Source organism: Zymobacter palmae, from assembly GCF_003610015.1.
GTDB classification, from domain to species: domain Bacteria; phylum Pseudomonadota; class Gammaproteobacteria; order Pseudomonadales; family Halomonadaceae; genus Zymobacter; species Zymobacter palmae.
The window spans coordinates 1,384,892-1,406,904 of record NZ_AP018933.1; the positions used below are offsets into that span (position 1 = coordinate 1,384,892).

21 protein-coding genes are annotated in these 22,013 nt (G+C 56.5%); 9 read left to right on the top strand and 12 right to left on the bottom strand.

Going from position 1 to position 22,013, the window contains the following annotated elements; all coding sequences use genetic code 11:
* Positions 1-988: 988 nt before the first annotated feature.
* Both ZBT109_RS06160 and ZBT109_RS06165 read left to right on the top strand, forming a co-directional pair.
* A complete protein-coding gene (locus tag ZBT109_RS06160) occupies positions 989-2,917 on the top strand; it encodes an ATP-binding cassette domain-containing protein (RefSeq protein WP_027705640.1) in 1,929 nt (642 codons plus the stop codon).
* A gap of 184 nt (positions 2,918-3,101) precedes the next feature.
* On the top strand, positions 3,102-3,485 hold the full coding sequence (locus ZBT109_RS06165; protein WP_170144696.1) for a ribosomal eL19 family protein: 384 nt from the start codon (positions 3,102-3,104) through the stop codon (positions 3,483-3,485).
* A 196-nt stretch (positions 3,486-3,681) separates the two neighbouring features.
* Here ZBT109_RS06165 and ZBT109_RS06170 read toward each other — a convergent pair whose 3' ends face one another.
* From ZBT109_RS06170 to miaB, 10 genes are all read right to left on the bottom strand, one after another.
* The gene (locus ZBT109_RS06170) at positions 3,682-4,239 is read right to left on the bottom strand and encodes a universal stress protein (protein ID WP_084261858.1); all 558 of its coding nucleotides are present in this window, start codon (positions 4,237-4,239) and stop codon (positions 3,682-3,684) included.
* Positions 4,240-4,323: 84 nt separating this feature from the next.
* Entirely contained in the window at positions 4,324-4,788 is a 465-nt protein-coding gene (gene slyA / locus ZBT109_RS06175; RefSeq protein WP_027705647.1) for a transcriptional regulator SlyA, read from the bottom strand.
* A gap of 165 nt (positions 4,789-4,953) precedes the next feature.
* Positions 4,954-6,027 (bottom strand): DNA polymerase III subunit delta, encoded by a 1,074-nt coding sequence (gene holA, locus ZBT109_RS06180; RefSeq protein ID WP_027705648.1) that lies wholly within the window; start codon positions 6,025-6,027, stop codon positions 4,954-4,956.
* Positions 6,028-6,069: 42 nt separating this feature from the next.
* A complete protein-coding gene (locus ZBT109_RS06185) occupies positions 6,070-6,624 on the bottom strand; it encodes an LPS-assembly lipoprotein LptE (RefSeq protein WP_051523989.1) in 555 nt (184 codons plus the stop codon).
* Between the two features lie 80 nt (positions 6,625-6,704).
* A complete protein-coding gene (leuS, locus tag ZBT109_RS06190) occupies positions 6,705-9,293 on the bottom strand; it encodes a leucine--tRNA ligase (protein WP_027705649.1) in 2,589 nt (862 codons plus the stop codon).
* 422 nt (positions 9,294-9,715) lie between these two features.
* Complete coding sequence (gene lnt, locus ZBT109_RS06195) at positions 9,716-11,230, bottom strand: apolipoprotein N-acyltransferase (RefSeq protein WP_038278881.1); 1,515 nt, start codon at positions 11,228-11,230, stop codon at positions 9,716-9,718.
* 130 nt (positions 11,231-11,360) lie between these two features.
* Positions 11,361-12,224, bottom strand: a complete 864-nt coding sequence (locus tag ZBT109_RS06200) for an HlyC/CorC family transporter (RefSeq protein ID WP_027705651.1) — start codon at positions 12,222-12,224, stop codon at positions 11,361-11,363.
* A 199-nt stretch (positions 12,225-12,423) separates the two neighbouring features.
* Positions 12,424-12,900: an rRNA maturation RNase YbeY gene (gene ybeY, locus ZBT109_RS06205; RefSeq protein WP_027705652.1), complete on the bottom strand. Its 477-nt coding sequence runs from the start codon at positions 12,898-12,900 to the stop codon at positions 12,424-12,426.
* On the bottom strand, positions 12,900-13,994 hold the full coding sequence (locus tag ZBT109_RS06210) for a PhoH family protein (RefSeq protein WP_027705653.1): 1,095 nt from the start codon (positions 13,992-13,994) through the stop codon (positions 12,900-12,902). The genes ybeY and ZBT109_RS06210 overlap by 1 nt, the downstream gene beginning before the upstream one ends.
* 105 nt (positions 13,995-14,099) lie before the next feature.
* On the bottom strand, positions 14,100-15,449 hold the full coding sequence (gene miaB, locus ZBT109_RS06215; protein ID WP_027705654.1) for a tRNA (N6-isopentenyl adenosine(37)-C2)-methylthiotransferase MiaB: 1,350 nt from the start codon (positions 15,447-15,449) through the stop codon (positions 14,100-14,102).
* A gap of 497 nt (positions 15,450-15,946) precedes the next feature.
* Here miaB and ZBT109_RS06220 point away from each other — a divergent pair, with 497 nt between their 5' ends.
* Positions 15,947-16,276, top strand: a complete 330-nt coding sequence (locus ZBT109_RS06220) for a DUF1820 family protein (protein ID WP_027705655.1) — start codon at positions 15,947-15,949, stop codon at positions 16,274-16,276.
* Between the two features lie 174 nt (positions 16,277-16,450).
* On the opposite strand, the gene ZBT109_RS06225 is transcribed toward ZBT109_RS06220, so the two are convergent.
* Positions 16,451-16,945 (bottom strand): Hcp family type VI secretion system effector, encoded by a 495-nt coding sequence (locus tag ZBT109_RS06225; protein ID WP_027705656.1) that lies wholly within the window; start codon positions 16,943-16,945, stop codon positions 16,451-16,453.
* Between the two features lie 793 nt (positions 16,946-17,738).
* Here ZBT109_RS06225 and ZBT109_RS06230 point away from each other — a divergent pair.
* The 4 genes from ZBT109_RS06230 to ZBT109_RS06245 all read left to right on the top strand — a co-directional run bounded on the left by ZBT109_RS06230 (position 17,739) and on the right by ZBT109_RS06245 (position 20,011).
* Positions 17,739-18,389, top strand: coding sequence for a TIGR04211 family SH3 domain-containing protein (locus ZBT109_RS06230; RefSeq protein WP_027705657.1), 651 nt, complete (start codon positions 17,739-17,741; stop codon positions 18,387-18,389).
* Between the two features lie 162 nt (positions 18,390-18,551).
* The gene (rpe, locus tag ZBT109_RS06235; protein WP_038278885.1) at positions 18,552-19,268 is read left to right on the top strand and encodes a ribulose-phosphate 3-epimerase; all 717 of its coding nucleotides are present in this window, start codon (positions 18,552-18,554) and stop codon (positions 19,266-19,268) included.
* A 12-nt stretch (positions 19,269-19,280) separates the two neighbouring features.
* Complete coding sequence (locus tag ZBT109_RS06240; RefSeq protein ID WP_027705659.1) at positions 19,281-19,571, top strand: GIY-YIG nuclease family protein; 291 nt, start codon at positions 19,281-19,283, stop codon at positions 19,569-19,571.
* A 92-nt stretch (positions 19,572-19,663) separates the two neighbouring features.
* Positions 19,664-20,011: a hypothetical protein gene (locus tag ZBT109_RS06245; RefSeq protein WP_027705660.1), complete on the top strand. Its 348-nt coding sequence runs from the start codon at positions 19,664-19,666 to the stop codon at positions 20,009-20,011.
* A gap of 461 nt (positions 20,012-20,472) precedes the next feature.
* On the opposite strand, the gene ZBT109_RS06255 is transcribed toward ZBT109_RS06245, so the two are convergent.
* Entirely contained in the window at positions 20,473-20,937 is a 465-nt protein-coding gene (locus ZBT109_RS06255) for a hypothetical protein (protein ID WP_170144697.1), read from the bottom strand.
* Positions 20,938-21,207: 270 nt separating this feature from the next.
* On the opposite strand from ZBT109_RS06255, the gene tusD reads away from it, so the two are divergent.
* Both tusD and ZBT109_RS06265 read left to right on the top strand, forming a co-directional pair.
* Positions 21,208-21,600, top strand: coding sequence for a sulfurtransferase complex subunit TusD (gene tusD / locus ZBT109_RS06260; protein ID WP_027705663.1), 393 nt, complete (start codon positions 21,208-21,210; stop codon positions 21,598-21,600).
* A 58-nt stretch (positions 21,601-21,658) separates the two neighbouring features.
* Complete coding sequence (locus ZBT109_RS06265; RefSeq protein ID WP_027705664.1) at positions 21,659-22,012, top strand: DsrE family protein; 354 nt, start codon at positions 21,659-21,661, stop codon at positions 22,010-22,012.
* Position 22,013: the final 1 nt, after the last annotated feature.

The following is a 22,013-nucleotide window of genomic DNA, read 5'->3' on the forward strand; positions in this document are numbered from 1 at the left end:
TTCACTTTCGCCTGCCGGCGCGGCTCTATCTGCTGCACTATCTTGGCAAGAACGATGTGCTGATGACGGCCGAGTATGGCGACGATCGGGGCAAGCGCGCTGGCGTTCTGCCGTTCGATCAGGAGGGGGCATGCCGTGTGAGATCAGTGAAGAAGAGCTGGTCGCAGAGGGCACCGTCAGAGAAGACGTCAGCCCGTCCAAACGCTATACCGCTATCGCCTAGCAGGCGCTTGGGTCGGTAGCTACGCCGAAAGACGCCGGAGGTCACTCCTGTCTGGTGTCTTTCATCATCCAATATAACGAGCTGGAATATGCCTATGCAGACACAATCACGGGCTTTCTACCGCTCTGTGGCAAGGGAATAGAGGCGCCAGAGGCTGCCGATTTTTCCGGCCTCAATATCGCTACGCCCGTCTTTCTACAGGCGACAATCACACATTAGAAGATTGGTCTTTTCATATGGCCTTATGGCTACACTGTGTGGCTGGCCATACGGTGAACTTGGTCTCGCATAAAGTGCTGGGCGGCCTATCTTCTGTTCATAAACAGCGGCGTTATAAGGCTTCACAAAAAGGCCGCCATTTGGCGCTGCTCGTGTATGCCTTTAAGTGCTTGGGAATGCTATGGCATGCGGGTGGCTACGCAGTGAACTGTCGCGGAGGGGCTGCTGATGAAAAAGGGTACACCTAACGGCCAGTGTCTTTGATGTCCCAGTGGCATCGACGATCCTTCATCATTGTGATCCCCGCGTTTCCGAACGACAGTGGTATGCTGTTAAAAGCGTTTACTTTCAATGGATTGTTGCTAATAAGGTGCTGTTTTTCACCCGTGCGGCTCCTTCTGAGTGTGAATAAAAAACCTTATAGAACAGCGCGTTGTTTTTGATGAATAGGGTGTGCCGTGAATATGCGATATGATGATGCCATCGTGAGGTTTTCAAGATGCACCGAACCTCCCCGTTTTCTGACTGTGAAGTGATATCAGTGTTATGACTTTATTACGTTTGGATGATTTACAGCTGGCGTTTGGTCCCCATGTCATTCTTGACGGGGCCGAGCTTGAGTTGGAAAAAGGCGAGCGCCTAGCGTTGGTCGGCCGCAATGGCGCGGGTAAGTCGACGCTGATGTCACTGATCGAGGGGCGTCAGCAGCCTGACCATGGCACGCTGTGGTACGCGCCGGGGCTCAAGATAGGCTCGCTTTCGCAGCAGTTGCCACCGGCCGAAGGCCGAACACTGTTCGAAGTGGTGGCCGAAGGGCTGCCGGAGCTGGGGCGGCTGCTGAGTGAATATGACCATCTGGTGGCGTCGCCTGACCCGGACATGAAAAAGCTGGAGCGGTTGCAGTCCCAGATCGAAGCGGTGGATGGTTGGACCTACCACCAGCGCATTCGCAATATGTTGGAACGAATGGGGCTGCCCGAGCACATCCTGATGGAAGGCCTGTCCGGTGGTTGGCGTCGTCGCGTAGCGTTGGCGCGTGCACTGGTAGCGTCCCCTGATGTGCTGCTGCTTGATGAGCCTACCAACCATTTGGACCTGGATACCATCCTGTGGCTTGAAGAACAGCTGCAGCAGTTTGCGGGCGCAGTGTTGCTCGTTACCCACGACCGTACTTTCCTTGATCATGTCGCGACCGGCATTCTCGAGCTGGACCGTGGCCAGCTGGGCCGCTATCCCGGCAGTTACGACGAATACCAGCGCCGCAAGGAACACGAGTTGGATGTCGAAGCACGAGAAAACGAGCTGTTCGACAAGCGTCTGGCGCAGGAAGAGGTGTGGATTCGTCAAGGTATCAAAGCTCGTCGTACCCGCAACGAAGGCCGTGTGCGTGCGCTGGAAGCGATGCGCCGCGAGCGCTCGGATCGTCGTGAGCGTCAGGGTACGGTCAATCTAAGCGTTGATACGGGTGAGCGCAGTGGTAAGCGTGTTGTCGAGGTGTCTCATGTATCGCAGCGCTTCGAAGGTCGCGACGATTACGTCATTCGTGATTTCAGCTTCGAAGTGCAGCGAGGTGATCGCATCGGTCTGATCGGGCGCAATGGCGCGGGCAAGACCACGCTGCTCAAGATCCTCTTGGGGCAGCTGCAGCCTAGCGAGGGCAGCGTCAATGTCGGCACCAAGCTACAGGTTGCCTATTTCGATCAGCTGCGCGCTGGACTGGACATGAATGCTACCGTGTTCGAAAACGTAGCACAGGGGCGAGACCACATCACCGTGGGTGGCCGTACACGCCACGTTATGAGCTACCTGCAGGATTTCCTGTTCGCGCCTGACCGTGCCCGCCAGCCTGTAAAAGCGCTGTCCGGTGGTGAAGCCAACCGCCTGATGTTGGCCAAGCTGTTTACGCAGCCTGCTAACGTGCTGGTACTCGACGAACCGACCAACGACCTCGATATGGAAACGTTGGAACTGCTCGAGGAGCTGTTGTTGGAGTTCGATGGTACGCTGCTGTTGGTCAGCCATGACCGCTCCTTCGTCGATAACGTTGTAACCAGCGTGCTCGCGTTCGAAGGAGAAGGGCGAGTCGTGGACTATGTGGGGGGGTATAGCGACTGGATTCGTCAAGGAGGCAAACTGCCTCCGCTGGCGCATCAGCACGATACCAACGCCCCCGCGCAGGATAAGAAAGCGCCCGTTGCCACCAAGCCTAAGGCGGAAGCCGCTGCGTCAGCACCTAAGCCGCGCAAGAAGCTGTCCTACAAGCTGCAGCGCGAGCTTGAGCAGCTGCCTGAAAAGATGGACGCACTGGAAACGGCCATTGCCGAGCTAGAAGCGAAGATCAGCCAGCCAAGCTTCTATGAACAAGACAGCGGTACGATTCAGGAAACGCTGAATGCGTTGACCGAACAGCAGCAGGCACTGGACGCCACCATGGAACGCTGGGTCGAACTCGAAGCCATGCAGGATGAAGGCTGACACCTGACACTATTTTCCGCACTTTGCGTGTTTCCACCGGTTTGCTTGCGGTGGAAACACGCGCATTGCCCCGCTATCCCGAGCGAGCGTGTTTCCCGCTGTTGTCGGCAGCCAATCATATTTTCGCTGAATCCCGATAATCCTTCTTTTAAGTATTGACCTTCCGATGTTGACCTAGAACATTATGCTGCCTGCTGCCTGCTGCCTGCTGCCTGCTGCCTGCTGCCTGCTGCCTGCTGCCTGCTGCCTGCTGCCTGCTGCCTGCTGCCTGCTGCCTGCTGCCTGCTGCCTGCTGCCTGCTGCCTGCTGCCTGCTGCCTGCTGCCTGCTGCCTGCTGCCTGCTGCCTGCTGCCTGCTGCCTGCTGCCTGCTGCCTGCTGCCTGCTGCCTGCTGCCTGCTGCCTGCTGCCTGCTGCCTGCTGCCTGCTGCCTGCTGCCTGCTGCCTGCTGCCTGCTGCCTGCTGCCTGCTGCCTGCTGCCTGCTGCCTGCTCATCTATGCCGCCATGGCTTTCATCTCCACCTAGGGGGCCTTACCGTTTTGTTGGGTATGGGTAGTCAGCAAGGCTAAAAATTTATGATCATTAAAATTCGTTTTATGAATACCGGCGTTATCGGAAGGCCTGTGCCGTGTGGCAGCGTGTGCGGCTACGCCTGCAGGAATGTGCGTTTAGGAAGGGGGAGGTGTAGACATGAAAAATGGTGGGACAGCAAAAAGCCCCCGAAGTGGGGGCTTTTAAGGTCATTACAGAAGCGCTGTACCGTGATCAGGCATCAACTTCAACAGAGGTGAGGGCGGCTACCTTGCCTTCATCCGTCTTGGCTTCCTTGACCACTTCATCGACTGACCCTTGGTCATCATTGTCGTCGCTGTCATCGTTGACGTCCGGGCCAACGCGAATAGCCAGTACGTCGCATTTAGCACCTTTCAGTACGCCAGAGGACGTGGAGCCAAACAGCAGCGACAGGCCGGTGCGGCCGTGTGAGCCAACGACGATCAGGTCAACGTTTTCTTCCTGCGCAAAACGATGGATCTCGTTGTTGGCGACGCCAACGACGATATGCTGGTTTTCGCGTGGAATGCCGAGCGGATCGGCCAGTGCTGCCAGCTGCGTGCGCGCATGCTGATCCAGCTGTTCCTGCAGTTCGTGCGTATCAACGGGCATATCACCGCTGTAGGCAAAACCAAGTGGTTCGAGGGCGTGGATGACCGATATACGGGCGTGTTCGTTGCGCTCGGCGATCGGAAGTGCACGCTTGAGTACTCGACGAGAATCTGGTGTCAGGTCAACGGCGACCAAGACATGGCGATATTCATGACTCATGGTGAACTCCAGTGCAGTAAGTGAGCGGCAACAGCACACTCACAGTAATGGCATTATGCGCAACCGCCATCCATTTCGCCAGATTTAGCTGTCCTGAGGACAACAGCCTCTGTCGTGTTGTTGCTCTAGGATCGCCTGCGTATTGCGCTCAATCTTGCTCAGGATAGCAATAAGGGTCTCTAGCTCTTCCGGTGTCAATCCTTTGAGCATTTCTTGACGGGTTTCCGTCACCAGATCGACGATCTGTTCGAGCAAGGGACCCGCCTTGGCCGTCAGATAGATGCGTTTGGCACGGCGGTCTTCACCACACTGCCGGCGTTCCACTAGACCCTGTTCCACGAGTTGGTCGAGTGTGCGGACCAGTGACGGGGCTTCGACGCCGATGAGGCGCGCAAGCTCGCACTGTGACAGGCCGTTACCCGCCTGCCATAGATTGTACAGCGTTACCCAGCGTGTCTGAGTCAGGCCTAGCGGTGCCAGACGATGATCCAGTATTGCGCGCCATTCACGAGGTACCCGACCAAGTCGGAGTCCTAGATTTTCATACATGAGGGGAGAACCATTGTGGATTTTCCGTGCATTTCCCGAATCGGAAAATGCTTCTCTATTCTCTCATGTTAAAGGCAATGCGTTGTTCATGTCACCCGCTATTTGTCAATACATGAACGCATATGAGGTGAAATAAACTAAACGCATGCCCACTCAACAGTGAGATCAGGCTCGAACGCGATAGGCCGCAGGCCACTCGGTCAGCGGGCCTCGGCCGCCCGCCAGCGTCAGGATCACATCATCGAGCCCCTGCCAGATGGGCAGGGTGCCTCCGCCCTTGATGGTCAGATCAAGGCGCTGCGCGAAAAGCAGCAGCTTGTGTAGCCGAGCGCGAGGCAGACGATTCAGTGCCTGCTGGTAGAGCGGGCGTCGCCGCTCGGGAATGCTTGGACGCTGGGCTTTGCAGGCTTGATCCAAAGACTGTCCCTGCTCGACGTGCTGGTGAAGCGACAGCAGCGTGCGCAGCTCGCGGGTGATGGCCCACAGAATGATGGGTGGTTCAATACCTTCGCCTTTCAGGCCTTGCAGAATGCGCAGGCTGCGGGGGCGATCGCCACCCAGCCAGGCATCGCTCAGCGTGAATACGTCGTAGCGGGCGCCTTCTTCGATATACTGCATCAGCGCATCGGCGGTGATACGGATGCCGGGTGTCATCAACAGCTGCATGCGGGCCAGCGCCTGATCGGCGGCCAGCAAGTTGCCCTCATAGCGTACAGCCATGAGTGATGATGCATCCTGATCAAGCTCAAGGCCGTAACGGCCGGCGCGCTGTTTGATCCACCAACCCAATCGTTTGAACTCGATTGGCCAGATGGCAACGAAGACGCCGCATTCTGCCAGTGCCTTGAACCATTGGCTTTGCTGAGTGCGGTAATCAAGCCGGCCTGCGCTCAGCAGCAGAATGTTGCCGCTATCGCGTGCACCTGTAGCATAGGCGGCCAGTGCCTTGCCGCCTTCCTGTCCGGGCGACTGTGTGCCCATGCGCAGCTCAATCAGTTTCTGATCGCCAAACAGCGACATGCTACTGGCGCTTTCCGTGAGCTGCTGCCAAGCAAAGCCATTTTCGACCTGCAGAATATCGCGCTCTTCGATGCCTTTGTCGCGCACATGGCGGCGTACGGTATCGCAGGCTTCCATATGCAGCAGGGGTTCTTCGCCCGCTACGATATAGACAGGGGACAGGCCCGCCTGCTGAATATGATCATCGAGCCTGTCGGGGTAGACCTTGGTGATAGCCATGAGGGCCTAATCGTCTCGGCAGAGAATAAATACGGGAACGTCTTACTTGCCTGTCGCGCCGGTATCGTTGAGTGTGCGCAGACGTTCGACAAGCTGTGCAGCGGCTTCATCGGTGATGGTGATTTCGACGTGGGCGCGCTGATCGTCACGCTGCAGTAGCTGACGGTCGCTGGTCTGGTATGAACCACGCGTCGTGATGCGTTCCTGGCCGGTGATGTAAGCGCCATCGCTTACGCGCTGCAGGGTGTAGGGCACGGTCAGGGTCACTTCACGTTCCTGATCGCTGCTGCCGCTATAACCGACGCTGGATTCGCTGATGCGCGTTTCCGCAACGTTCAGGCGGTAGGACGCTGCGCTGCTTTCACGTACTCCCGCGCTTAACAGGCGCTCGCGGAGATCGCGGGCCAGTCTGTTCTGCGGGGTGTCATTAGTGATCGCAAGATCAATCTGCTGAATCTGCAGACGTGTTGAACTGGAGAGACCGCGCAGTTGGAAACCGCAGCCTGCCAGCATCAGGGTACCGCCCAGTGTGAGGGCGCTCAGGCCCAGCGCAAGGCGTCGAGTGGCTGTGCCGAAAAACGAAGATCGGGTATTCACGCTTCACTCCTTGAAAATCGTGCCCGGCCTCTCACGCGAGAGGCCGGGCGTCATTGCCGATCAATGGTCGGTCATCGTGCTTAGGACGCGACGATGTTGACCAGCTTGCCTTTGACGACGATCACTTTACGGATGGCCTTGCCTTCGAGGTGACGCTGTACGTTCTCGTTAGCAAGGGCTTCGCGTTCCAGCGTATCTTCGTCAGCGTCGGCGGACAGTTCCATCTGTGCACGACGTTTGCCGTTGATCTGAACGACGACAGTGATGATGTCACGTGCCATAGCCGCTTCATCGGCTTCCGGCCATGTGGCGTCGATAACCGGCGTGCTATGGCCCAGCTCGAGCCACAGAGCGTGAGCGATATGCGGCGCGATCGGTGACAGCAGCAGGATAGTCGCTTCCACGGCTTCGCGCGCTACGGCCAGCCCCTGAGCACTGGTATCGTCGAAGCGGGTGATGGCATTGACCAGCTCCATGACAGCAGCAATCGCTGTGTTGAACGTGGTGCGGCGACCGATATCATCCGTAGTTTTCTGGATGGTCTCGTGCGTCTTACGGCGCAGTTCGCGCTGTTCGTCGTTCAGCGCATCCGCGTCGAGCGCTTCAATGGCCTGGCCTTCGCAGGCGGCCAGATGGTCAGCCGTCATCTTCCACAGACGTTTGATGAAGCGGTGTGCGCCTTCGACGCCGGCATCGGACCATTCCAGTGACTGTTCGGGCGGTGCCGCGAACATCATGAACAAACGTACGGTATCTGCGCCAAAGCGGTCGATCAGCGACTGCGGGTCGACACCGTTGTTCTTCGACTTCGACATCTTCTCTGTGCCACCGATGGTGACCGGCTGGCCATCGGCTTTCAGCGTAGCACTGAGGGCACGGCCCTTGTCATCGGTTTCCACGTCGACTTCAAGCGGGTTGTACCAAGTCTTGCTGCCGTCTGCTTCTTCGCGGAAGTAAGTGTCGGCAACAACCATGCCCTGTGTGAGCAGGCGCTTGAACGGTTCGTCGCAGTTCACCATGCCGAAATCGCGCATCAGCTTGTGGAAGAAGCGAGCGTAGAGCAGGTGGAGAATCGCGTGCTCAATACCGCCGATGTACAGGTCGACCGGCAGCCAGTAGTTAGCGCGTTCGTCCAGCATCGCTTCTTGGTTGTCGGCACAGCAGAAGCGTGCGTAGTACCAAGAGGATTCCATGAAGGTATCGAAGGTGTCGGTTTCGCGTGTCCAGCCGTCACCCAACGAGTAGAAGGTGACCATTTTCTTCAGCGGTGAACCACTGGCGTCGATTTCGACTTCGAGCGGCAGTTCGACGGGCAGCTCATCGTCGGTCAGTGGCTTGGTTTCGCCTTCCGGACCATATTTGATCGGAATCGGCGTGCCCCAATAGCGCTGGCGCGCTACCCCCCAGTCGCGCAGACGGAAGTTGACACGGATTTCGCCGCGACCTTCCTTCTCAAGACGCTTGGCGATGGCATCGAAGGCATCGTCGAACAGCAAATCATCAAATTCGCCCGAGTTAATCAGCTGACCGTGCTCGGTGTAGGCCCCTTCGGAAACGTCAGGTTCATTGCCGTCCAGATCCGCGATGACCGGTTTGATCTTAAGGTCGTATTTCTTCGCGAATTCCCAGTCACGTGCATCGTGAGCCGGTACGGCCATGACGGCACCGGTGCCATATTCCATCAGCACGAAGTTGGCGATGAAGATCGGCAGCGCCTCGCCCGTCAGCGGGTGAGTAGCACGGTAGCCCGTGTCCATCCCTTTCTTTTCCATCGTGGCGATATCGGCTTCAGACGTACCGCCGCGACGGCATTCCTGACAGAAGGCCATGATGTCGGGATCAAGTTCGGACGCCAGCTTAGCCAGCGGGTGATCCGCGGCGATTGCCAGATAGGTGACGCCCATGAAGGTGTCGGGACGGGTCGTGAAGACCTTGAGGTGCGCGTTGGCTTCAGGAACTTCAGCAACGTCGAATTCGATTTCCAGACCGCGAGACTTGCCGATCCAGTTGCGCTGCATGGTCTTGACCTGTTCCGGCCAGTCCAGTTGATCAAGGTCAGCCAGCAGCTCTTCGGCGTAATCGGTGATGCGCAGGAACCACAGCGGAATTTCACGACGCTCTACGCGAGCACCGGAACGCCAGCCGCGGCCGTCGATGACCTGTTCGTTGGCCAGAACGGTCTGATCGACCGGGTCCCAGTTGACCGTCGAGTTTTTCTTGTAGACAAGACCTTTTTCGACCAGACGAGCGAAGAACCACTGCTCCCAGCGGTAGTAGCCCTTGTCGCAGGTTGCAAACTCGCGGCTCCAGTCGTACGCAAAACCGAGCGCCTTGAGCTGATCGCGCATATTGCCGATGTTCTCGTAGGTCCACTTGGCGGGTGCGGTACCGTTCTTGATCGCTGCGTTTTCAGCGGGCATCCCGAAGGCATCCCAGCCCATGGGCTGCAGGACATTCTTGCCGCGCATGCGCTGGAAGCGCGCAATGACGTCGCCTAGCGTATAGTTGCGCACGTGGCCAACGTGTAGCTTGCCGCTAGGGTAGGGGAACATGCTCAGGCAGTAGTATTTTTCCTTCAGGTCGTCTTCGACGGCCTTGAAGCTCTGATGAGATTCCCAGTACTGCTGAGCAGACTGTTCGATATCGCGCGGTGAATAGTGTGTATCCATGATTCGGTCTGAATGCCTTGCCGTGGAAACGAAGACCGTAATCGACGATCACGCCGCTACGGCCAGTTGACGGTAAAGAAAGAAGGCGCCAGTGGGGACGCGGAAAATACGACCCCGCAGTCAACGACATACCCCTGCCACATAGCGCCGCCATGATGCCTCTAGCATACCGCACAATGGGCCTGTAGTGACAGAGGTTGCGAGGGTTGCGCTTACTTTATGCGACGATGCCGGGTAATGACGATGATGTTCCGCCCATCTCGGAGCCGTTCATGGCGATGTGCCATTCCCCTTAAATTGCACAGAAGTCGAACGGTATAGCGATACCTAGGCATGGGCAGTGCAGTAAAAAGCCCTTCTCTTTTCTGCATTGGCAAGAAAGGGAAGGGCTTTTCGTTAAGGTGTGAAATGTAGTGAGACGATTAGTGCCGGTGATGGCGAACGCCGAGTGCTCCTGCAATGCTCATCAGTGCTGCCAGCAGCAAGGTGGGGCGGCTACCCGTCTGGGTATACGGTGTCAGTCCTGTCATCGGTTGTGCTTGTGTTGTCAGTACGCCCGGCTGGAACTGCGGCAGCGTGGCGATCAGGTGGCCTTGCGCATCAACGACGCCGGTCAGACCGTTGTTGGTGGCGCGCAGCACATAGCGGTTGTTTTCAAGCGCACGCATCTGGGCCATCTGCATGTGCTGAAGTGGGCCGAGCGAGGCCCCGAACCAAGTGTCGTTGGATACCGTTACCAGCATATCGGCCGCCTGAGCACGCTCTCGTACCAGCTCAGGGAAGATGATTTCATAGCAGATGGCGATGCCTAGTTTCACGCCATGTAGCGTAACGGGAGCTGGGCTGTCTTCACCCGCTGAAATATTGGACGGCGGAATGCTCATGATATTGAGAATTGGCCCCAGTACATTCGAGAGCGGAATGTATTCACCGAAAGGCACCAGGTGGTGTTTGTAGTAGCGCTGGAGTTCATGGGGTGTGTCGCGCTCGGCCAGTGCTACCACGCTGTTGTAGACCTGACGGTTGTCGTAGGTCAGCATGCCGGACATCAGCGCGGTGTGTGCGGGCAGCGTTTGCTGGATGCGCTGCATGACGGGCAAGGCTTCCGTGTTCCACATTGGCAGCGCCGTTTCTGGCCAGATCACAAGGTCGGCTTGTGTGGCGTGTTGGGTCAGTTCGGCATAGCGAACGACGGCCTGATACTGGCCTTGGGGTTCCCACTTGGTTTCCTGAGCCAGATTCCCTTGCACCAGCGCCACATTGAGCGGTTGCCCCGTGGGGTGTGCCCACTGACGCGGTAGCAGTGCGCCAAGGCACCATACAGCGATCAGTCCGGCGATGGCGCCTAGCCGTTGCAGGGGCTGTGCGCGCGCTTTGCTGCCGTGATAGAGCAATGCCCCGCTCAGTGCAACCGCCAAGCTGATTAGATAGACGCCGCCAAGAGGGGCGTAGCCTGCCAGCGGTGAATCCACATGAGCGGTACCCACCAGTAGCCACGGAAATCCTGTCAGTACCCAGCCGCGGAATGCTTCACTAACCAACACCCACAGTCCGGCAAAGCTAAGAGCGGCATACAGACCCGCGCCAAGCGGGATCAGACGGCGATAAAGCAGGCCATGCAGCGCGCTGAACAGTCCCAGCCCGATGCCAAACAGAGCGGCCACGAGTGCCGCCATCGGCATTGGCATGCCGCCATAGGTATGCATGGAGACATACACCCATGATGCACCGCTGACGAACATGCCGCTGCCGAACAGCCAGCCGCGCCAAAAGGCTCCGCGAAAGCGGGGAGTGTTCAGTAGCCCGCAGTACAGCGCGAGGGCGAATGGCCCTAGCCACCAGGCGTTGAAAGGGGCGAAGGTCAGGGTCATTACGCCGCCTAGCAGCAGCGTTAGGAGATCAGCCACCCGGGGATGGCGAAGCAGGGACAAGGGCATGGAGGGTATCTCTTGTCAGAAGTGAAAGGAATGAAGGTCAAGATCGTGCAGCTTAGACCACAGTGAACAGTAAAAAGCCTCCTGCTGACGGGCAGCAGGAGGCTTTCTGGCGGACCGTCGCGAACGAGGCCTACGCGTGCGGAGCCGGCGGCGTGGCCTTCAGCCAGCGAATGCGGCGGTTGTCCGCACTCATCACCGTAAAGGTCCAGTCGTCGAGAATGGCTGTCTCGTTGCGTTCGGGAAGATGGCCGAAACGCTGCATGACCAGTCCGCCGATCGTGTCGAACTCTTCGTCGGAGAATTCTGTGCCGAAGCGTTCGTTGAAATCCTCGATCGACAGTTGCGCCTTCACGGCACAGGTGCCGTCGCCCAGATCGCGGATTTCGTCGTCATCTTCGATATCGTGTTCATCCTCGATATCACCCACGATCTGCTCAAGTACGTCTTCGATCGTGATTAGGCCTGCGGTGCCACCGTACTCGTCGACCACAATGGCCATGTGGCTATGCGTGTCGCGAAAATCGCGCAGCAGGCTGTTGAGACGCTTGGATTCCGGCACGAACGTTGCGGGGCGAATCAGTGAGCGCAGATCGATCTGTGCGCGCTCTTCTTCCGACCGGGTGATCAGCGGCAGAAGGTCCTTGACCAGCAGTACGCCCTGAACCTCATCGAGGCTATCGTCGATCACTGGGTAGCGAGAGTGTGCCGTAGCCTTGATGATGGGCAGCAGCTCATCCGGACGCTGATCTATCTTCAGGGCCACGATCTGGGAGCGCTGAATCATGGCTTCACGCACCTGCTGATCGCTGATGTTGAAAGCCCCCTCAATGATGGTCATGGCATCCGGATTGAGGTTGAAGCGAGGGCCGGTTTCGCGAAGGAAGGCCAGCAGCTCATCGCGGTTGCGTGGCTCATCGTTGTCGTTTGAAAAAGCACCGAGCAGTTTTTCAAGCCAGTTTCTACCGTTCTGACTACTCGATCGGTCATCGCTCATGGCGGAATCTCTTGTCCTCGAATCGTAAAGCGGGCGCGAATCAGGGTTAAAGGGCGCACCGCCGCGGTGTTGCTGAAAACGCACTGTCCCAGCTTAGCCGACCCTGTGCAAGGGCGGCAGGTCATAGATCAGTGTTCACAAAAATAACATCAAATCAACGCCGTGGAAGAGAGGAAATACCCTTGTCTATCGCAGGATATCAGCGCTCGTCTTTGTAGGGGTCGTCTATGCCTAGCGATGCCAGCAACCGACGTTCCAACGCTTCCATCTCTTCGGCTTCGTCTTCTTCGATATGATCATACCCCATAAGATGCAGGCAACCGTGCAGCGTCATGTGCGCGAAATGATCGGCAAGCGTCTTGCCCTGCGCTTCGGCTTCTCTGGCCACAACGTGAGGGCTGATCACCAAATCGCCGAGCAGTGGAATATCCATGCCCGGGGGAGCTTCGAACGGGAACGATAGCACATTTGTCGAAGCGTCTTTGCCGCGATAGGTGTGGTTTAACTCGCGACTTTCGCTTTCTTCGACAAAGCGTACGGTCATCTCGTTGCGTGTTTCATCCGGGTGCGCTTCGAATGCTGGCATTAGCCAGCGTTCGAGTACCTCCTGCGACGGCAGCAGCTGCTGATCAAAGTTCACTGCGTACTGCACGTCGATTTCGGGTAGCACTGCCATCAGTGCGTATCTCCACTGTCATCATGGCGAGAGGCCATGGCTTCCGATCGGGCTGCTTCGCGTGCCTGACGGCGACGCTCACGCTGTTCTTCTTCCTCGCGGGCATCCTGTTCTTCATGACGGTCGTAGGCGTCGATGATGCGCTGTACCAGCGGGTGGCGCACGACGTCCTTAGACAGGAAGCGCGTGATACTAATGCCCGGCACGTTATCCAGGACACCCAGTACGTGAATCAAACCAGAACGTGTGCCGCGCGGTAGGTCAACCTGCGTCACGTCGCCAGTCACGACGGCAGTGGAGCCGAACCCAATACGGGTCAGGAACATTTTCATCTGCTCGCGTGTGGTGTTCTGACTTTCATCGAGGATGATGAACGAGTTGTTCAGCGTACGACCACGCATATAAGCCAGTGGTGCGATTTCAATGGTCTGGCGCTCAATCAGCTTGTTGACCTGTTCAAAGCCGATCATGTCGTACAGCGCATCGTAGAGCGGGCGCAGATAAGGGTCGATTTTCTGTGCAAGGTCACCCGGAAGGAAGCCCAGCTTTTCGCCCGCTTCAACCGCTGGACGAACCAGTAGAATACGCTGTACCTGCTGCTGGTTAAGCGCTTCAACCGCTGCCGCTACGGCCAAGTAGGTCTTACCGGTACCGGCAGGTCCCACCCCGAAGTTGATGTCGTGCTTGCGCACCTCGCGGATGTACTGCTGCTGGTTGCCACCGCGGGGGCGGATCATCAGCTTGGGCGTTCTGATGATGACGTCACCGTCTTCGGCAGTGTCTTGCTGTTCTTCGGCCGGTGCTTCGGACATACCCGTTTCCTGCAAGAAGAGGTGCACCATGTCCGGGGTGATGTCTTCGCTTTCCGTCTCACGGTACAGCTGTTCCAGTAGACGAGCGGCCAAGCGCGCCTGCGCATTGGCACCTGCTAGCTGAAACGCATTGCCGCGGTTGCGGATCGTTACGTCGAGGCGCTGTTCGATCTGCTTAAGGTGTTCGTCCTGCTGTCCCGAAAGACGAGCAAGGCGCATGGGGTCATTGGGTTCGAGCGTGACATGAAGGATGCGACGTGAAGTGGCAGCGTTCTGGCTCAAGAGTACCGTCCTGAATATGGTTGCAAAGGCGCACGACTATCGCGACGCCTGTAGTTGCCCGTCACCCGCTTTGAGTAACAGACGCTGGAGAGCGGTGAGGTCGCCTCAATAGCGCTCGGACGACACCAGCTCTCCTCTTAAAGAATTGGAGTAAGCTTCGGTAATTTCAACATCGACGAAATGCCCAATCAAGGAAAGTGCATCATCCGCTTTGAAATTGACGATACGGTTGTTCTCCGTACGGCCTGACAGCTCTTCCGGATCGCGCGGCGAGAAGCCCGTCACCAGAATACGTTCAACCTTGCCCACCATGCGGCGTGAAATCTGCAGCGCCTGTTGGTTGATAGTGGCCTGCAGACGTGCGAGGCGTTCTTTCTTAACCTCTTCGGGCGTGTCGTCCGGCAGCTCGGCTGCGGGCGTGCCCGGTCGCTTCGAATAGATAAAGCTGAAGGAATGATCGAAGCCGATGCGAGTGATCAGATCCATTGTTTGTTCGAAGTCTTCTTCGGTTTCACCCGGGAAGCCAACGATGAAGTCGGACGAGAAACTGATGTCAGGACGCAGGGCGCGAATGCGCTCCATCTTGTCGATGTATATGTCGCGTTCGTGGCCACGCTTCATGGCGGCCAAGATGCGGTTCGAACCCGACTGCACTGGCAGGTGCAAATGGCTGACCAGCTCCGGAATCTCACCGAAGGCTTCGATCAGGCTATCGGTAAATTCGACCGGGTGAGAGGTCGTGAAACGGATGCGGTCAATGCCGTCGACGGCCGCTACGCAGGCGATCAGCTCAGCCAGATCGACGGTTTCGCCGTCATCATCCGTACCGCGGTAGGCATTGACGTTCTGTCCCAGCAGATTGATTTCACGTACACCCTGTTCGGCCAGATGGATGACCTCATCCATGACACTTTCGAACGGACGGGAAATCTCTTCACCGCGGGTATAGGGCACCACGCAGAAACTGCAGTACTTTGAACAGCCTTCCATCACGGAAACGAATGCAGAGGCCCCTTCGCTCTTAGGCGCGGGCAGTCGATCGAACTTCTCAATTTCAGGGAACGTGACGTCCACGACCGAAATGCGGTTGGTGGCTGCATCGCGCACTTCAAGCATATCCGGCACGCGGTGCAGCGTCTGTGGGCCAAAAACCATATCGACGTGCGGCGCACGCTTGCGGATGTTTTCGCCTTCCTGACTGGCAACGCAGCCCCCGACCCCGATGACCAAATCCGGTTTCGCTGCTTTCAGCTTCTTCCAGCGGCCGAGCTGATGGAATACCTTTTCCTGCGCCTTCTCGCGAATCGAGCAGGTGTTGAGCAGGATGACATCCGCTTCGTTTTCGTCGTGGGTCAGCTCCAGCTGATGGGACTCGCCGAGCAGGTCAGCCATGCGGGCTGAGTCGTACTCGTTCATCTGGCAGCCGTGGGTCTTGATGAAAAGCTTCTTCGCCATAGTGGGTTACGTTTCAGGCCTGTACAGGAGTGGAAGGTGACGGACAGCGAACATGCAGGGCTATCCATCCTACCGATCAGTGAGCCAGCACGGTGGGTGGCGCGAGCATGAGCCGCGCGTGCAGACGATACCGCGATGCACCCTAGGCAATAGGCAACCGTGCGTGTAAGCAAGCCTTGAAGTATACGCTATGTGGCAGACCTGATGCGATAGCACAGCGCGAGTCGGTTGCTTTGGGTGTGGCGTCGGTGTGACCGCGGCGGCAGGATGAGTAGAAGGGCAGAACGCCACATCTTGTTTCCCCGCCAACGGTATCCGGCGTGTATGATAGGGCGCGTGTAGAATGGCGTCCGGTGCCATTCTGCGACCTTGGCTAGGCATACGCATTCGACAGCGATGTCTTGGGAACGCTGGAAGGTGCGCCTTTCGATAGGCAGACCACTTTTCTTACGACAGCATCAGGCTGTCAGCATGTTTTTATAGGGACAACTTGGCCAATGGCAGCAACCACGACCCTTTATCGAATCCTTTTCCATCAGCAGAATGAAGTATGGGAGCTCTACGCGCGAGAGCTTTATCAGAGCGACCTGTGGGGATTCATTGAAGTGGGAGATTTCGTATTCGCCGACCGTTCGAAAGTGGTGATCGATCCGACGACCGACAAGTTACGTCACTCGTTCGAAGGCGTGCAGCGCAGTTTTATCCCTTTGAACATGGTCTTACGTATCGATGAAGTCGAACGGGAAGGTACGCCTCGCGCCGTACGCTCGACTGGCAAGATCGCACCGTTTCCGATGCCGCCGGGCGGGCCGCGTCAGGACGATTGAGTGTACAGCCTAAATCAATAGAACGTGCAGATAACGGTCGCCTGCGGGCGGCATGACGATCGGTGGCCGTTGTCAGAGGGGGCTATGGCCTGGGGGATAAGAGGGCTTTTGGTGGACTGCAGATATCAAAAAGGCCCCCCGTAGGGAGCCTCTTGTGTACGGCTTGAATGACGATTAAGCGTACGTTTTGTTGGCTGTACGATCCCAGCCGCCAGCGATCTGACCGCCGCCTTGACCATCGCTACGTTTCTGCTGTGTGTATGCCGTCTTGATTTTGGCATAGTTCAGCGTGAAGTTTTCGATAGGCAGGTCGCCTTCGGTGTTTGCACTGTGCGTGAAGGAAGAGATCAGAACTTCTTCCAGAGTGATTTCGAGGTACTTGACCTGATCACCACCAGCACGGTTAACGTGCAGGATGACTTTGGGGATGTGAGTCCCTTTCGCACAGGTTTCAAACAGCTTAGCCGATGCTTTGTCTACGGCTTTGCTGACGTGGAAGTCGCTGAAGTGAGAGCGGCCTGCAGTGGCACCACCAGCGCTGGACGCTGTTTCAGATACTTCTTGGCTTACCCCGAAGTTGTAGGATTTGATTTCAATCCAGTCTTTATGTTTCGAGTCCAGAGCTTCACCAGGAATCCCGTCGATTTTGATGTAGGCGTCAAAAGCCATATCTATCCCTCTATTTTTCTAAAAGTGATGTGCCCTCAGGCACCTACATATTAAACAATGCTTGTGCGGCATTGTCACTAGATAAGAACTGTACCTAAAGTCAGGTGTGACGGCTTGTCATCGCTATAGTGCCATGCTGTTTATCTCTACCGTAGAGCCATGACGCGCAGGTGAATTTTTGATGCAGCGTAGCAGGCACCATGTTGTGTGCGTGTAACGTGTCGTTGTGGTATGTCGCTGGCAGGCGGCCTGTTATGGGCCGTCTGGAGCATGGTTTCGATACGCGTTGATCATGTTTGAAGAGGTATGGGGGCGAGGCTGTGGTGCTGGTAGTGGGCACGGCAATTGTCTCGTGCACAGGGCAGGAGAACGCGCCGGCGAGACACGTATCGCAACAAAAATAGGTGCAGATGTTTCTGTAATGCACTGTTTTTGATTATTTTTTGTACTAAAGAGTATAAATGCCTTCTTTCTTGACCGTTTCATCCCTTTTTATCGTGGGGCGATTCACGGCACACTATAGGGTATCGAAAAGTAGCCATTTTACGGTTCGCGGCGGTGATGGTCAGCCATGCAGGTGGGCGTTGTCATGCTTGTCTACCTGCCATGCAAGATCTGTACGGCCTTCTGAAAAAGGGCCGAATTGCCGGGCAGCCCTGCCACGGCGTACGCAGGCCGCATCGTGGCGCTGGATGGCTCACGCATGAAGTGATCAGCATGCGTTTATGTTATGGCAAGTGTTGTCCTGTTCACTTGCGTGTTTATTGTTACTGCAGCCATGGACAATGCAGATATGATTCATTTTCTGGAAGGGTTTAACCTTCGTTCGCGTCGCTGGGCACAAGGTCTAGCGTTGTGCGGTTTTTTGGGCGCGTCAGCGACACCGGCACTGGCCGATCAGACGCGCTGGGTCAGCGATCACCTAGCGACCTATGTGCGCAGTGGTCCTACTGACAATCATCGTATTGTTGGAACGGTAAGAAGCGGTCAGGCTCTGCAGGTGCTGACGACCCAAGGCGATTATGTGCAGGTACGCAGTGAGAAGGGCGATGCCGTCTGGATTCGCGCTACCGATCTGCAGCCTCAGCCCGGTCCGGCCGAGTATGTACCTCAGCTGCAGAAGCAGGTTGCTGATTTGAAAGGTCGTATCGACAATGCGGATCGCGATTTCCAGCAGCGCACTACGGGCATGCGGGAGCTACTGGACGCGCGCAAGACACAGATTGACGAACTGGAAACCACACGGCAGAAGTTGAACCAACAGCTGACGCAGGCTCAGGCTGATCTGAGAGCGACTCAATCCCAGCTTGGCAGTGAGCGTCAGCAGGTGCTGATGCGCTACTTTGCCTATGGCGGCGCTGTCGCGGGCAGTGGCGTGCTGTTCGGTTTGATCATGCCCCATCTGTTCTCGCGTTCTCGCAAGCGCAGTCGTCAGCTGATCTAAGCACGTTTAAAGACTATACCTATCAAGTGGGGCGGCACTCAGTGTCGGCCCCGCTGTGCGTGTGCAATACCTGTTGCCAGCGTCACTTCTGTGGCATGGTAGAGCCGATCGCTTCTGGGTGATCGCACGATGACCTTTCGAACCTGCGCAGAGAGTCCGCCAATGACTTCCTCTTCAAATGCCATACGTGATTTCCAGCTGTCCGCCTCAATCCTGTCGGCCGATTTCGCCTGCCTCGGCGCCGAAGTAGAAGCGGTGCTGGCCAGCGGTGCTGATCGCATCCATTTTGATGTCATGGACAACCATTATGTGCCCAACCTTACGGTTGGCCCGATGGTGTGTTCTGCCCTGCGTGACCATCTGGAAAAGCACGGTGTGGAAGCGCCGATCGACGTGCACTTGATGGTCGAGCCTGTGGACGCGCTGATCGAACAGTTTCTGGATGCCGGAGCGGCAAGCATCACCTTCCATCCTGAAGCCAGTCGTCACGTTGATCGTTCGCTGCGCCTGATTCGTGACGGCGGTGCGGAAGCAGGGCTTGCGCTCAATCCTGCCACTCGTATTGACTGCCTCGAACACGTACTTGATGTCGTGGATCGTGTGCTGGTCATGAGCGTCAACCCCGGCTTTGGTGGTCAGTCCTTTATACCCGCCACGCTGGGCAAGCTGCGCCAGTTACGTTCATGGCTGGACGACCATCATGCTCAACGCGTTCAGATTGAGGTTGATGGGGGCGTCAAGCCCGCTAACATTCGCGATATCGCCGATGCTGGCGCAGAGCTTTTTGTGGCCGGTTCAGCACTGTTCGGTGCGCGTGCCGCTGCTGATCCGCATGATTACGACAGCGTTGTCGCACGTTTCCGCGACGCGCTGGCCTGATCGCCGCCCGACATGACGGAGCGCGTGTGGTGGCTGTATATCCTCGAGACGGTTCATGGACAGCTGTATACGGGGATAACGACCGACATTGAGCGGCGGCTAAAGGAGCATACGGCCGGTGCCCCTCGTGGTGCGCGTGCGCTGAGAGGAAAGGCGCCGCTGCAGCTGCGCTACCACTGCCGGGTAGGTGAGAAAAGACGGGCGCTGCGTGCGGAGTATGCCGTGAAGCGCCTGTCTCGAGCGCGCAAGCTGGACTTGGTCGAGGGTGTACTGGCTTTTGATGCGTTATTGATTGATCGTTAACGCAAGCGGGTTATTGTGTGGCGGCCAGAGTGTCAAAGGCTCCGGCATTGTGCGCTAGGCCATTTGCTCCTCTTTCACCCTCATGAGCCGTTATGACCACGATAATGCTTCGCTGCACGGCTAGCCTTATGCTGCTCGGGCTAGTGGCGTGCTCTTCGCCTGCACTAACGCCTTATCAGCAGCAGCTAAACAGCGAGCAGGCGGCTTCCTACCACGCCAAAGATTCTGGGCGTCTACTGCGTTGCCTTTATGAACGCCGCGCTGAACGAGCAGATCGCTATAGACAGTCTGCTGCGGCACTGGCGCTCGGCTCCGCCATCATGACAGGGCTCTCCGAAAGGGCCTCTGCGCACCCTAATGGAATCATGTATCAGAGTGATGTTGCGCTGCTGCAGCAATGCCAGCAGGCCTTTTCGTCAGGCGAATTGAATACGCCCTAGTTGGCACATTTCTGGTGCGCCGCATTGCGAGCGGTTCTTTGCCATTCACCTGTTTACTGGAAAGGGCGAGCAAAGCGCTTGTGATATAGCCTTGAAGCAGGGCATTTATGGTATGCATGGGAAGCCGAGGCTTTATCCGGGCTACTGGCTCGGACATTTATTTATACAATGATCCTGCATGGTGTCTGATAACATGGCAATATTTATTGTCGGCCTTAGAGGCTGTTTCATCATCTGAGTGATTGCTTTTTCCCTTTCCAAAATAGACGGTTTTAACCGCAATTTGTGGTTCCAAGTCCCTTTAATGATATGGATATTGGAATTATGAAATATAATTTTAATGTGTAGTTGTGATAAGAAAAGCAACTTTGTCGTGGCAAGATGGATTGCTTTCATGATGCTTGCTTCAATATCGATGAACGTGTGCCAATGGTCAGTTTGTATTGATAAGAATACGTTATTCATGTCATGGCTATGAATGATATTGAGCTGTTTTGGTGTTTAGGCTCAGCCATTGATTCAATGGCGTAATTATCGACATTATTTACTTTACATGCGGAGTGATAGACAAGAGCCTCTCTGCTCTCTGCTCTCTGCTCTCTGCTCTCTGCTCTCTGCTCTCTGCTCTCTGCTCTCTGCTCTCTGCTCTCTGCTCTCTGCTCTCTGCTCTCTGCTCTCTGCTCTCTGCTCTCTGCTCTCTGCTCTCTGCTCTCTGCTCTCTGCTTGTGGGAAATGGTATCTCTTTTCTGTGGCTTTCGATCGCGAGCGCTTTGTGCATGTTTAGGCTCAATGTCAGGGGTGATATGCTGTGGCACCGTGGCACTCATCGCTATCTTCCAACTCGCCAGCATCTTTCGTGTGCTGGATAGGAAGAACATGCTGCCGCGTCTGTTAGAGGCATATAGAAGCATGGTCTTCGCGATCACTGCGTATCGACGCCATTGTAGAGGGTGCACCGTTGGGAGTAGGCTTATCACCCTTCATCGGTGAGACACGCTGATGGATAAAGGTATGATGCTTTATAAAACAGCGCCTTATTTTATATGCATGCCAGTATGATCAATGCATAGGATGTTCTTCTATACGAAATCAGTGATTGGCCGAAAACATGGCTGACTGCTTGAAACGGTTCTGGAAAGAAACGTTCTGACAATGTAATGGGCATTTGATAGGGCCAGAGGGTGGTAGTTCGCGCTATGGATTATGGTTTTATGGTGTTGGGGGCGCCTTACAGTACGCAGGCGTCTCATTCTGCCCTGAGGCTTGCAGAAGCATTGCCTGAGCGTGGTCACCAGCTCAAGGCGGTGTTCTTTTATCATGACGGTGTGTTCAACGGTGCGGCAGCCATGACGCCGCCTCAGGATGAGCCTCATCTGTTACAGCGCTGGCAGCGGGTAGCCGAACAGCAGCAGTGCGAACTGTTGGTCTGCGTTGCTGCTGGTGCACGGCGCGGCATTCTTGACGCGCGCGAGGCATCACGCTACGGCATCGTCGCCCCTACGCTGGCAGAAGGGTTTCGTCTTGCCGGGCTAAGCGAGCTAGTCATGGCGCAACAGCTAAGCGACCGATTCATCACGTTTGCACCGTAGCGTGGCGATGATACGTGGCCTGAACGGCTGTAAATAAAGGAAAGGGAAGACGATAGGAATGGCCGCAACGTCACTGTTGATTACGCTAAACCATGCACCGCATGGCAGTGCTTGGGCACGCGAAGGACTAGAAGTGGCGCTAGTAGCGGCCTCGCTGGATCAGTCGGTAACGCTGTTGCTGGCTGGCGATGGGGTCTTTGTCGCCTTGCGTGGCCAAGAAGCCGGGCCACTGGGTCAGAAGGGTACGCTGCGCATGCTAGAAGGGCTTGAAATGTACGACATCGGGCCGATTCAAGTGGATAAGGCCTCGCTTAAAGCACGCGGCCTGAGCAGTGATCATCTGATCGAAGGCTGCGTGATGTGCGATGCACGGGCGCTTCTGAGTCGCCATGCAAACATATTGGTGTTCTAGG

Coding starts and splice junctions, on each gene's coding strand:
- ZBT109_RS06160 (WP_027705640.1), top strand. CDS start 989: ATGACTTTATTACGTTTGGATGATTTACAGCTGGCGTTTGGTCCCCAT.
- ZBT109_RS06165 (WP_170144696.1), top strand. CDS start 3,102: ATGCTGCCTGCTGCCTGCTGCCTGCTGCCTGCTGCCTGCTGCCTGCTG.
- ZBT109_RS06170 (WP_084261858.1), bottom strand. CDS start 4,239: ATGAGTCATGAATATCGCCATGTCTTGGTCGCCGTTGACCTGACACCA.
- slyA (WP_027705647.1), bottom strand. CDS start 4,788: ATGTATGAAAATCTAGGACTCCGACTTGGTCGGGTACCTCGTGAATGG.
- holA (WP_027705648.1), bottom strand. CDS start 6,027: ATGGCTATCACCAAGGTCTACCCCGACAGGCTCGATGATCATATTCAG.
- leuS (WP_027705649.1), bottom strand. CDS start 9,293: ATGGATACACACTATTCACCGCGCGATATCGAACAGTCTGCTCAGCAG.
- lnt (WP_038278881.1), bottom strand. CDS start 11,230: ATGCCCTTGTCCCTGCTTCGCCATCCCCGGGTGGCTGATCTCCTAACG.
- ZBT109_RS06200 (WP_027705651.1), bottom strand. CDS start 12,224: ATGAGCGATGACCGATCGAGTAGTCAGAACGGTAGAAACTGGCTTGAA.
- ybeY (WP_027705652.1), bottom strand. CDS start 12,900: ATGGCAGTGCTACCCGAAATCGACGTGCAGTACGCAGTGAACTTTGAT.
- miaB (WP_027705654.1), bottom strand. CDS start 15,449: ATGGCGAAGAAGCTTTTCATCAAGACCCACGGCTGCCAGATGAACGAG.
- ZBT109_RS06220 (WP_027705655.1), top strand. CDS start 15,947: ATGGCAGCAACCACGACCCTTTATCGAATCCTTTTCCATCAGCAGAAT.
- ZBT109_RS06225 (WP_027705656.1), bottom strand. CDS start 16,945: ATGGCTTTTGACGCCTACATCAAAATCGACGGGATTCCTGGTGAAGCT.
- ZBT109_RS06230 (WP_027705657.1), top strand. CDS start 17,739: ATGATTCATTTTCTGGAAGGGTTTAACCTTCGTTCGCGTCGCTGGGCA.
- rpe (WP_038278885.1), top strand. CDS start 18,552: ATGACTTCCTCTTCAAATGCCATACGTGATTTCCAGCTGTCCGCCTCA.
- ZBT109_RS06240 (WP_027705659.1), top strand. CDS start 19,281: ATGACGGAGCGCGTGTGGTGGCTGTATATCCTCGAGACGGTTCATGGA.
- ZBT109_RS06245 (WP_027705660.1), top strand. CDS start 19,664: ATGACCACGATAATGCTTCGCTGCACGGCTAGCCTTATGCTGCTCGGG.
- tusD (WP_027705663.1), top strand. CDS start 21,208: ATGGATTATGGTTTTATGGTGTTGGGGGCGCCTTACAGTACGCAGGCG.
- ZBT109_RS06265 (WP_027705664.1), top strand. CDS start 21,659: ATGGCCGCAACGTCACTGTTGATTACGCTAAACCATGCACCGCATGGC.